Annotated in this window: 9 protein-coding genes; all 9 read right to left on the bottom strand. The window is 35.6% G+C overall.

Features of this window, described 5'->3' with window-relative positions:
* Positions 1-833 (bottom strand): Holliday junction branch migration DNA helicase RuvB (gene ruvB, locus ACTG3Y_RS12175; protein ID WP_439153196.1); only part of this gene is annotated, 833 nt, incomplete at its 3' end.
* Between the two features lie 112 nt (positions 834-945).
* Positions 946-2,742, bottom strand: coding sequence for a cytochrome c oxidase subunit I (locus ACTG3Y_RS12170; protein WP_439153195.1), 1,797 nt, complete (start codon positions 2,740-2,742; stop codon positions 946-948).
* A 33-nt stretch (positions 2,743-2,775) separates the two neighbouring features.
* The gene (locus ACTG3Y_RS12165) at positions 2,776-3,837 is read right to left on the bottom strand and encodes a cytochrome c oxidase subunit II (protein ID WP_439153194.1); all 1,062 of its coding nucleotides are present in this window, start codon (positions 3,835-3,837) and stop codon (positions 2,776-2,778) included.
* A 27-nt stretch (positions 3,838-3,864) separates the two neighbouring features.
* Positions 3,865-5,214, bottom strand: a complete 1,350-nt coding sequence (locus ACTG3Y_RS12160; RefSeq protein WP_439153193.1) for a quinol:cytochrome C oxidoreductase — start codon at positions 5,212-5,214, stop codon at positions 3,865-3,867.
* Positions 5,215-5,236: 22 nt separating this feature from the next.
* Positions 5,237-5,848: a c-type cytochrome gene (locus ACTG3Y_RS12155; RefSeq protein ID WP_439153192.1), complete on the bottom strand. Its 612-nt coding sequence runs from the start codon at positions 5,846-5,848 to the stop codon at positions 5,237-5,239.
* Position 5,849: 1 nt separating this feature from the next.
* Positions 5,850-6,389 carry a DUF3341 domain-containing protein gene (locus ACTG3Y_RS12150; protein WP_439153191.1) on the bottom strand — a complete coding sequence of 180 codons (540 nt, stop codon included), beginning with the start codon at positions 6,387-6,389 and terminating at the stop codon, positions 5,850-5,852.
* Between the two features lie 8 nt (positions 6,390-6,397).
* Positions 6,398-8,137 carry an NrfD/PsrC family molybdoenzyme membrane anchor subunit gene (gene nrfD / locus ACTG3Y_RS12145; RefSeq protein ID WP_439153190.1) on the bottom strand — a complete coding sequence of 580 codons (1,740 nt, stop codon included), beginning with the start codon at positions 8,135-8,137 and terminating at the stop codon, positions 6,398-6,400.
* Between the two features lie 26 nt (positions 8,138-8,163).
* The gene (locus tag ACTG3Y_RS12140) at positions 8,164-11,271 is read right to left on the bottom strand and encodes a TAT-variant-translocated molybdopterin oxidoreductase (RefSeq protein WP_439153189.1); all 3,108 of its coding nucleotides are present in this window, start codon (positions 11,269-11,271) and stop codon (positions 8,164-8,166) included.
* Positions 11,272-11,299: 28 nt separating this feature from the next.
* Entirely contained in the window at positions 11,300-12,595 is a 1,296-nt protein-coding gene (locus ACTG3Y_RS12135) for a c-type cytochrome (protein ID WP_439153197.1), read from the bottom strand.
* Positions 12,596-12,608: the final 13 nt, after the last annotated feature.

Genomic DNA, 12,608 nt, shown 5'->3' with positions numbered 1-12,608 from the left:
CCTTTGAATTTTTCGATTATTGTAGTTAAGATTTTGTTGTCCATTTCGTCCAACCCATGTGCGTCAACATTTAGTGCTTCTAAAGCAAATTTGGCAATTTTAATATCTATATTTCCATCACCTTTAATCTGTGCGAAATCTCTAACTCTTCTTAGTAATGCATTCGCTATACGTGGTGTTCCTCTACTTCTACCAGCAATTTCAATTGCTGCTTCCATTGTAATTGGAACATTCAATATTGTCGCACTTCTTTGTACTATTGTAGTTAATAAATCCGTTTTATAATACTGTAGTCGACTACTGATTCCAAAACGTGCACGCATTGGTGCTGTTAAAAGACCAGAGCGCGTGGTAGCGCCTACTAAGGTAAATGGATTTAAATTGATTTGTACGGTCCTGGCATTAGGTCCAGACTCAATCATTATGTCAATTTTATAATCTTCCATTGCCGAGTATAAATACTCTTCTACAATTGGACTTAATCTATGGATTTCGTCTATAAATAAAACATCACGATCTTCAAGATTGGTTAGGAGTCCTGCTAGGTCGCCTGGTTTATCTAAAACAGGACCTGAAGTTACTTTAATACCAACATCCAACTCGTTAGCAAGTATATGCGCCAAAGTTGTTTTCCCTAAGCCAGGAGGACCGTGAAACAATGTATGATCTAAAGCTTCTTCTCTAAGATTTGCAGCCTGAACAAAAACTAATAAATTTTCTAATACTTGATCTTGTCCCGTGAAATCGTTAAAAGTTAGCGGTCTTAACTTTTTTTCGACATCCAATTCTTCTGGACCAAAATTTTCGTTAGATGGATTTAAATTTTCATTCATATGTCGCTCTACAAAATTGGGAAACTAAAACAAGTTCAGCTCTTAGCAAATATAAAGAAAAAGCCCTTCTAAATTAGAAAGGCTTTTTACTTTAATAAATAATATTTCAGTGTTAATGCTGTAATTCTTCTTCGCCCTCTTTCATAGGAACATTCTGAGGTACAAAGTCTTCATCATGTCCTGGTTTACTATAGTCATAAGACCATCTATAAACTGTTGGTAAAGCACCTGGCCAGTTACCATGTATATGCTTAACTGGAGCAGTCCATTCTAAAGTATTGGATCTCCAAGGATTCTGTTCTGCTTTTTTACCATAGAACATACTACTGAAGAAATTATACAAGAATACTAATTGTACTACACCTCCCACAAGTGCAAACATTGTAATTACTAGTTGTGTATTTGTTGTATCATCAAATAGTGGGAAATTTGAATTTGTATAATAACGTCTTGGTAAACCTGCCATTCCTATAAAGTGCATTGGGAAAAATACACCATAAGCACAAATCGCGGTTATCCAGAAATGTAGATATCCTAAATTCTTATTCATCATACGTCCAAACATTCTAGGGAACCAGTGATAAATACCTGCAAATACACCATACAAGGCTGAGATACCCATTACTAAATGGAAGTGAGCTACAACAAAATAAGTATCATGTACGTTGATATCTAGAGCACTATCTCCTAAGATAATACCTGTTAAACCACCAGTAATAAACGTTGACACCAAACCAATAGAGAACAACATGGCTGGATTCATCTGTAGATTACCTTTCCATAAGGTGGTTATATAATTAAATGCTTTAACCGCAGATGGTATCGCAATAAGTAATGTCGTAAACGTAAATACAGATCCTAAAAACGGATTCATACCCGAAATAAACATATGGTGACCCCAAACAATTGTAGATAAAAATGCAATTGCTAGTATTGAAGCAACCATGGCACGATATCCAAAGATTGGCTTACGTGAGTTTGTTGCAATAATTTCTGACGTTATACCTAATGCAGGTAATAATACAATATATACCTCAGGGTGGCCTAAGAACCAGAATAAATGCTCAAATAATACTGGTGACCCACCTTGATAATGTAATACTTCACCTTGAATAAATATATCAGATAAGAAGAATGATGTTCCAAAACTTCTATCCATTATCAATAATAAAGCTGCTGATAATAATACCGGGAATGAAATTACACCAATAACCGCTGTTACAAAAAATGCCCAAATAGTTAATGGTAATCTTGTCATTGACATACCATTAGTACGTAAGTTTATTACCGTTACAATGTAATTTAAAGAACCTAATAATGAGGATGCAATAAAAATAGCCATTGACACCAACCAAAGTGTCATACCCATACCAGAACCACCTTGCGCAAGTGGTAAGGCTGATAAAGGCGGATAAATTGTCCAACCTGCTGCCGCTGGTCCAGCTTCTACAAAAAACGAAAGTATCATGATAACACAAGACACAAAGAATAACCAATATGAAATCATATTAAGAAATCCTGATGCCATATCTCGAGCACCAATTTGTAGCGGAATTAATAAGTTACTAAATGTACCACTCAGACCTGCTGTTAAAACAAAGAATACCATAATGGTACCATGAATAGTAACTAATGCTAAATATATATCTGCGTCCATTACACCTTCTGGAGCCCATTTTCCAAGAAAAGTCTCAAAAACTACATTAGACTTCTCTGGCCAAGCGATCTGCATACGTATCATTAAAGACATAAAAATCCCAATAATACCCATTATAATCACACCAGTAATTAAATATTGTTTGGCAATCATTTTATGATCTTGACTAAATATATATTTAGTCACAAATGTTTCTTTGTGGTGATGTACGTCGTGTTCGTCGTGAACGTGTGTTTCTGCTGTTGCTGACATAATCTCTTTATCTTTTTCTTAAAACAATTCTTTTTACTTCAATAATGAATTGGCAAAAGTTGTTTGTTCTGCCATCCATGCGTCAAATTCTTCTTGAGTTTCTACAATAATTTTCATTTGCATATTGTAATGCGATTTACCACATATTTTGTTACATAGTAGTAAATAGTCAAACTCATATAAAATATCCTGACCTGCTTCTTCAATTTCTTCTTTTCTTTCTGTTCTTAGTTTGTTGATATTCTGAACTTTCTCTATAATATCTGGATTCTGGCGCATTTCTTCTGTTGTAACCGTAGGTGTAAACGCAAATTGAGTTACCATACCAGGTACACAGTTCATTTGTGCTCTAAAGTGAGGCATGTAAGCCGAATGTAATACATCTTGAGAACGCATTTTAAATAATACTGGCCTTCCTTTTGGTAAGTGAAGTTCAGTTACTACTACATCATCTTGAGCATTTGGATCGTCTTCATCTACACCAAGAATATTAGCTTTATCTAAATCAATCAATCTAACATTGGCTTTACCCAACACGTTATCTTCTCCGCCATAGCGTGCTTTCCAATTGAACTGTTGAGCGTATAATTCTATAACCATTGGATCTTCTTCTTCATCTATTCCCATAATATCATTCCATGTAAATAAACCATAGATAATTAAGCCAGCTAAAACGATTACTGGTATTATAGTCCAGATAAACTCTAAGGTATTATTATCTGCATAAAACAATGCCTTTCTTCCTTTTTCACCTTTATACTTAAATGCGAAATAGTGTAGTAAAAACTGAGTGACAATTTGTACTATAAAAATTACGACCATTGAAATAATCATTAAATTATCAATTCCAGGACCATGTTCTGAGGCTGAATTTGATACTAACGGTAAATCGCCTAAATAGTAAAAACTAACAATGGTTATAGCATAGATAAACACTAAGAAGCCCATCATTAAATAGCCATTTATTCTATTGTCTTTGTCATTAGCTACTTGTGTATTTGAACTACCAACCTGAGCCAAATCAAAAATCTTTACCATTTGCCATAAGGCTACGGCTACAAAGAGTACAATTATAATAGTTAATAAAGCAGTCATTATCGTTTCTGTTCTTTTTTAATAATATTAATAATGGAAATGTTCACTTTCCTTCATAAAAGGGTTTCCTTTTGCCAATAATGGGTATTTACCAAGTGCATTAAACACAATAAGCATAAATAGTCCACCAAATAACAAAATAGCACCTATTTCTGGTATACCTATAAACCATCTATCTCCAACAGTTGCAGGCATAATCATATTGAATACATCAATATAGTGTCCGCATAAAATTACAATACCAGTCATAACTACAAACCATGGAATACGTTTGTAATCACTATTCATTAATAATAATAGTGGAAATACAAAGTTCATTGCAACCATGCCGAAGAATGGTAATTTATAATCTTCTATACGTGTTACAAAATAAGTAACCTCTTCTGGGATGTTAGAATACCATATTAGCATAAATTGTGAGAACCATAGGTAAGTCCAGAATATACTGATACCAAACATAAATTTAGCCAAATCATGAATGTGACTATCATTTACAAATTCTAATAAGCCTTTAGATTTTAAATATATTGTTATTAAAGCAATAACAGTAATTCCACTGACAAACATGCTTGCAAAAACATACCATCCAAATAAGGTACTGAACCAGTGTGGATCTACACTCATTATCCAATCCCAAGACATCATAGATTCTGTGTAAATGTAGAATACTAAAAATGCTGCAGATATTCTAAAGTTCTTTTTAAAGTTACGGTTATCGTTTGCACTGTCTTGCGCCACAGAAAACTTTCTTGAGAAATATCTATATAAAGACCAACCACCTAAGAAAATAAAACCTCTAATAAAAAACCAAGGTTTGTTTAACCAACTCTCTTTACCTTGAATCAAAGTGTCGTGAGCTACAACCTCAGGATCTAACCATACAAATAAATGTTTATCTGCAACAAATACAATAGCTAAAACTATTAATCCACCTGGCAAAACATAAGATGTTATACCTTCCATAACTCTAAACAGAACTGGAGACCAACCTGCTTGCGCTGCATATTGAATGGCATAAAATGCCAGGACACCTAACGCTATCATAAAGAAGAAAAATGCTGCAACATAAAGTGCTGCATAAGGTCTATTATGTATTTGATGCAATACATGTTCTTCGTGCGTCATTTTATGACCGGCTTCAGCATGCGCTTCATCTCCATGTCCTTCTTCCACATGAGAAGCTGTCTTACCATGAGAGTCTACATGTCCTTCTTCAACATGCTCATCTCCATGATGATCTTCATTAGCAAGGAATTCGGTAATATTATCTTCCGTTACTTTATGAGAGTCCATAAAGCCATAGAAAACACCCAATGCTCCTAAGATAATTAGGATAATAGCACCTATTTTTAATCGATTTGAAATTTTATATTCCATTTATATAATCTTTATCTAAATCTTATTTCTCTAAATCTGCTTTAAGTTTTTCAACATAAGCTGTTACTTGCCAACGCTCTTCTTCGTTCAGTTGATTTGCGTAAGAACCCATAGTGTTTTTACCGTAATAAATGACATGATAAATACTCCCTGTTGTAATTGCTCTACCTACATCATCATAACTTGGTACACCTAATATTTTTTCACGCTGTACTAATTTTCCTTTTCCATCACCTTTAGCACCGTGACAAATTGCACAGTAAATAGTATACAAAGGACCTCCCACTGCATAATCTACTCTTGTTTTTGTAGAACCTGTACTTTCTTTATTATCGTATTCATCTAAAGGTATTGGTTCAGCTAGTGGATTTTTTAAAGTTGCTTTAGCTAACTCATAACCTTCATTTGTATCTTCAATTTCGTATGGCATAAAATTACCTCTAGGAATTGTACCTTCTGCTGGTAATTGCGCCTCTACTCCATTGGTAAACGCATCAGATTCTTGATAAGCCTCATAGCCTACTGGCTCATACATATTAGGCATATATTGGTAATTTGGTCTTGAATTTTTCTGGCAAGACACAAAACTGACTACCATTACTATTACTACGATATATTTTAAGGATGTCTTCATATTAATGTGCATCTTCGTCTTTATCTATAATACTTATTTCAACAGCACCTGTTTCTTGTAATAATGATGTTAATTCACTTTCATTATTATCAACGCTAACTTCCATTAAGAAATGATCATCTGTTGTTCTTGGGTCTGGATTTTCAGCTTTCTTAAAGGGCCACATTCTACTTCTTAAATAAAATGTAATTACCATTAAATGTGCCGCAAAAAATACCGTAAGCTCAAACATAATAGGAACAAATGCCGGCATATTTTCTATATAACTGAAGCTTGGTTTACCACCAATATCTTGTGGCCAATCTTCTATCATTATATAATTCATCATTACAATAGCCACTATCAGGCCAACACAACCGTACATAAATGATGTTATTGCTATACGTGTTGGAGCTAAGCCCATTGCCTTGTCTAATCCATGAACAGGAAAAGGTGTATATATTTCTTCGATGTGATGTTTTTCTGACTTTACCTTCTTAACGGCAGACATTAATACATCATCATCTGTATAAATAGCATGAATTACTTTTGAAGCTTCCATATACTATATTAGTTATTTAATAAATTTTTAGCTTGTCCTGCCCAATCATCACGTTCCGCCCTACCAGGGAAAGATTCTGTAATTGAATCTAACAAATCATACTCTGTTTTTGTCATCTTACTAACCTGTAAGAATGTATATATTCCTATACTATTAAGTACTTCTTCCATTTTAGGACCTACACCGCTAATCTTCTTTAAATCGTCTGCAGTTTGTGTAGTTGCATCAAAAGTTCCAATACTGCCTAATAAATTATTTACTTTTTCATCATTTGATTTTAAAGAAGGAGTTTCAACAGTTTGTGATGGCTGTATCGCATGATGGTTAGATGTCCTAGAATCCGCACCTGTACCTACTAAACTATCTCCACGTTCTCTAATTTTCTTGTAACGCTCACCAGAAGATTTTAAAATGGTCTTAACCTCCGCTTGTGCAATTACAGGGAATGTACGCGCGTACAACAAGAATAACACAAAGAAGAAACCTATAGTTCCAATAAATATACCTATGTCTACAAAAGTTGGAGAGAACATTGTCCAAGACGATGGTAAATAATCTCTATGTAATGAAGTTACAATAATTACGAAACGCTCAAACCACATACCAATGTTTACCACAATTGAAATAAAGAACGAGAACATAATACTTGTTCTTAATTTTTTGAACCACATGAATTGTGGAGAGAACACGTTACAAGTCATCATAGCCCAATATGCCCACCAGTAAGGTCCTGTCGCTCTGTTTAAAAACGCATATTGTTCGTATTCTACACCAGAATACCATGCAATAAATAACTCTGTAATATATGCTACACCAACTATAGAACCCGTAATCATTATAACGATGTTCATTAGCTCGATGTGTTGTACTGTGATATAATCTTCAAGGCTACATACTTTTCTCATAATAATGAGAAGCGTATTTACCATGGCAAATCCTGAGAAAATCGCACCTGCAACAAAGTATGGTGGGAATATTGTCGTATGCCATCCAGGTATAACCGAAGTTGCAAAGTCAAACGATACAATGGTGTGTACAGAAAGTACTAATGGCGTTGCTAAACCAGCAAGTACCAAAGATACTTCTTCAAAACGTTGCCAATCTTTTGCTCGTCCTGTCCATCCAAAACTTAATAAAGAATAGATTTTCTTTTGAAAAGGTCTTACAGCTCTATCTCTAATCATTGCAAAATCTGGTAATAAACCTGTCCACCAGAATACTAGTGACACAGATAAATATGTAGAAATTGCGAATACATCCCAAAGTAATGGTGAATTAAAGTTTACCCATAATGATCCAAATTGGTTCGGAATTGGTAGTACCCAATATGCTAACCAAGGACGACCCATGTGAATAATCGGGAACAAACCTGCTTGTACTACCGAGAAAATAGTCATGGCCTCCGCAGAACGGTTAATTGCCATTCTCCATTTTTGACGGAAAAGTAAAAGTACTGCAGAAATTAATGTTCCCGCATGACCAATACCAACCCACCAAACGAAGTTAGTAATATCCCAAGCCCAGTTTACTGTCTTATTTAGACCCCAAACTCCAATACCAGTTGAAATGGTATAAATAATACAACCTATTCCCCAAAGGAATGCGACCAAAGCAATGCTAAAAACAATCCACCACGCTTTGTTGGCCTTGCCTTCAACCGGTCTTGCTACATCTACCGTAACATCGTGATACGACTTTTCTCCGGTTACTAAAGGTCTTCTAATAGGTGCTTCGTAATGAGACGCCATAATTATATAATTGATTCTTTAATTTATTATGCTTTTGATGTGTTTCTCACCTTTGTTTGATAGATAACATTAGGTTTTGTTCCTACGTGCTCTAATAAGTGATACATACGATCATCTTCTTTTAATTCTGCAATTTGACTCTCTTTGTTATTAATATCGCCAAATACCATTGCTCCATTTCCACAAGCTGCTGAACATGCCGTTTGGAATTCCCCGTCCTTAACCACGCGTCCATCTCTTTTAGCATCTAATATGGTTTTCTGCGTCTTTTGGATACAGAAAGAACATTTTTCCATAACACCACGAGAACGTACCGTTACATCTGGATTTAATACCATACGCCCTAAATCGTCATTCATAAAATAGTCAAACTCATCATTCTTATTGTATAAGAACCAGTTAAAACGACGTACCTTGTAAGGACAGTTGTTAGCACAATACCTTGTACCTACACAACGGTTGTAAGCCATATGGTTTTGACCCTGACGACCGTGTGCTGTTGCAGCAACAGGACAAACCGTTTCACAAGGCGCATGGTTACAATGCTGGCACATCACAGGCTGAAATGCTACCTGAGGATTCTCAGCAGGACTCTCCATCTCAGCGAATTCACTAAGTGAACTGTTTAATCCAGAAATATTTTCTTTCTTTTCATTATCACCTTCAAATGAATCTTGAGATGAGTAGTACCTGTCAATACGCAACCAGTGCATATCTCTACTTCGTCTCATTTCTGTCTTACCTACGACAGGAACATTGTTCTCTGCGTGACACGCTATTACACAAGCTCCACAACCTGTACAAGCATTTAAGTCAATAGATAAGTTAAAATGATGACCAATTGAACGATCAAATTCATCCCATAAATCAACATCAGGCGATGTTACAGGAGTTTCTATATGATTTAAGGATACTTCTGGAACTTTATTCCAAACATGCTTATCCTTAGTATTAAAAATTTCTAAACTTGTTTCTTTAATAATGTCACCACGACCCATCAAAGTGTTATGCAACTGAACACAAGCAAACTCATGCATACCAGATGCTTTTTCTATAGTTACGTCTTGAACAGAATTAAAATTTTGGTATAATGGATATGCATTTACACCAGTTTTCATTTCTTTTTTAAGCGCCTTTGATTTTCTTCCGTATCCAAAAGCCATACCCACAGAACCTTTTGCTTGTCCTGGTTGAATAATTACTGGTACCTTCTCTACAGTAGTACCATTAACTGTTACATTTGCATAACTCCCATTTAAACCACCATTAGCAACGTTTTCATTGATAAAGCCCATTGCATCAGCATCAGCTTTAGAAACCGTTAAGTAGTTATCCCAAGTTGTTCTTGTTATTGGATCAGGAAATTCCTGTAACCATGGGTTATTAGCTTGTCTCCCATCACCCATACCTACTTTGGTATACAATGATAACTCCATAGCTCCTCCATTTGCTGAAGACGCTAGAACTCTAGCTGCATTGCCATTTGGAGATTCTAATTCATCTGAAGTAGCTGATGTTTCATCTGCAGTATCCATGTTTTCATTACCAGTAGTTACAAAAACACCATCTTGTACCACCTTGTTAAATGAAGCTCCATTTAATATATCTGCGGTCCAAGTAGATTTTAAGTAGTCTCTGTATGAAGCACTATTTCCATTCCATGCTAATAACACTTCCTGAAATTGTTTTGTATCAAATAATGGACGAATTGTAGGCTGCATCATTGAATAATGCCCAGATTTCATCTCTACGTCTCCCCAGGATTCTAAATAATGTGGTGTTGCCGCTATAAAATCACAGTTTCCAGCTGTCTCATCTTGCTTCATAGAAAACGCAATTGATAATTCCGTTTTCTCCAAGCCTTCAGCAAAATCACTCGAATTAGGCAAAGTATACATAGGATTAACACCATTCATAATTATGGCTCCTACTCTTCCCTCCTTCATATCAGCAACAAGCTGCATTACCCCTTTGTCACTACCTTGTCTTGTTTTTATTGTAGTTTTAGGATCAAAGGCTTTACTATTTAAGTATTCATTGATTTCTAAAACAACTGTTTGTGCATTTACATCTTGTATACCTGTAACAACAACTGCGTTACGTCCAGCTTTAGTTATTTCTTGTGCTACAGCTTTAACCTGAGCCTCTAAAGCATCTGGTAGTGAATTTCCACCCACAGAATTTCCAGTTACGTAACTATATAATCTAGCTAATGCTAATTTTTGTTCGCTTGGCTTTAACGGCACACGCTTATCTGCATTGGCGCCAGTTAATGACATATTAGACTCAAACTGAATGTGTCTAGACATCTGTCCATTATCAGGAATACGCGTTGTAGAATATCCTGAGTCAAATCCACCACCTTGCCAATCCCCTAAGAAATCAGCTCCAACAGAAACAATTGTCATTGCTTTAGAGAAATCATAATTTGCCATTCCTCTAGAGCCATATTTTGCTTGGTATGCATCTATTGTCGAAGATTCAGACACTGCATCATAAACAACATGCCTTACATTACCAAACTTTTCTGAAAATTCAACAACAAGTTTGGTTGTTGAAGGACTTGCCATTGTTTGTGTTAAAAACACAATCTCTTTATTATCGCTAAGCCCGTTTAATTTTGCGGTGGTTTCAGACATAAAAGCATCCCAAGAAATTGCAATATCACCTTTCATTGGCGATTTAACTCTTAGGTTATCATACAATCCTAAAATTGAAGCATTTACTCTTGCGTTGGCCACACCATTGGTATGCGCATCTGTGTTGTTTTCAATTTTAATTGGTCTACCTTCTCTTGTCTTTACTAAAACACTTGCAAAATCATAACCGTCTGCCACTGTCGTAGCATAGTAGTTAGCTACACCAGGAATAATTTCCGTTGGTTGATTTACATAAGGTATTGACTTAATCACTGGACCTTCACAAGCTGCTAAAGAAGCAGCTGCTGTACTAAATCCAACATATTTTAAGAAATCACGACGCGAAGTAGATGAAGATTCTAAAGTCTCTTTATCTCCTAAAAATTCATCTGTTGGAATTGCTTCTACAAATTCATTTTGTTGTAGCGTCTCAACAATAGAGCTATTTTCGTTTAGCTCTTCAACACTTTTCCAGTATTTCTTGTTTGATGACATATAATTCTGAATTACTTCTTAATTTCTATTAATAATGACACTTACCACATTCTAATCCACCCATCTGTGCCGCAGTTAACTGATCAACACCATACTTCTTAGATAATTCTTCATGTATCTTAGTATAATAGTCATTATCCTCAACCTTTACATTTGTTTCTCTATGGCAATTGATACACCAACCCATTGTTAATGGTGCGTGTTGGTACATTATTTCCATTTCTTCTACCGGACCATGACACTCCTGACACTCAATGCCAGCAACTGATACGTGTTGAGAGTGATTAAAATAGGCAAAGTCTGGTAAATTGTGAATTCTTATCCATTTCACAGGATTTGTATTTCCTGTATATTGTTGTTCTGCCTCATCCCAGCCCACAGCCTTGTATAATTTTTGTATCTCGGCGTTATAGTCCACACCATATTCATTGATACCTTCTTGTTGTGTTGCTTCTGCCACCTCACCAATAGCCTTATGACAATTCATACAAATATTAAGTGATGGAATACCAGAGTGCTTACTCACTCTTGCAGAAGAGTGGCAATATTTACAATCTATAGCATTTTCCCCAGCATGTATTCTGTGTGAATAATGAATTGGTTGCACAGGCTCATAGCCTTGATCTATACCAACCTGCATAAAATAACCATATACAAAATAACCACTTGCCAATAAAAAGAAGATAGCTGTTACTAAAACCAAAAATTGATTTTGGATAAATGCTTTCCAAATTGGAGTACGCTTCTTTTCTGCAACAGCTTCAATACCCTTTGCCTCAGCAAAACGATTTAAAGTTCGCTTAACTAAAATCAATGCCATTGCTAATAACGCGAATAATACAGCAAGAGCTCCTAAGATTAAATTATTTGAAACACCGTCTTCAGTCTGTACTTGCGCCTCAGCACCAGGCACTGGCGCAGGTGGCTCTGGTTTTGGCACAGCTGTATAAGCCAAAATATCTGTAATATCTTGATCACTTAACTGCGGAAATGCAGTCATCGCTGTACCGTTATACTCATTGTATATTTTATTCGCATAAGCATCGCCTGATTTGATCATTGAAGCACTATTACGAATCCAAGCATTAAGCCATTCTCTATCTAAACCTTCTTCTTCTGCCAATCTTGCTTCTACATTTCGCAGAGCAGGACCAGTCATTTTTTTATCTAATTTATGACAAGCCGCACAATTGGCATTGTAGAGTGACTTACCATTTACTGGATCGCCTTCTTGAGCTGTAAGTGAGGTTGAAAACGTGAATAATAAAATAAAACCTAAATGCAGAATCTTTGAGGTTATATTACGGTTGATCACCTGTTTCATATTATTAGTTGAA

Origin of the sequence: Winogradskyella sp., assembly GCF_965656915.1 — a bacterium.
In the GTDB taxonomy this organism is placed as follows: domain Bacteria; phylum Bacteroidota; class Bacteroidia; order Flavobacteriales; family Flavobacteriaceae; genus Winogradskyella.
Note: the sequence above shows the minus strand (reverse complement) of the source record. Positions and strands in the feature narration are given on the sequence as shown.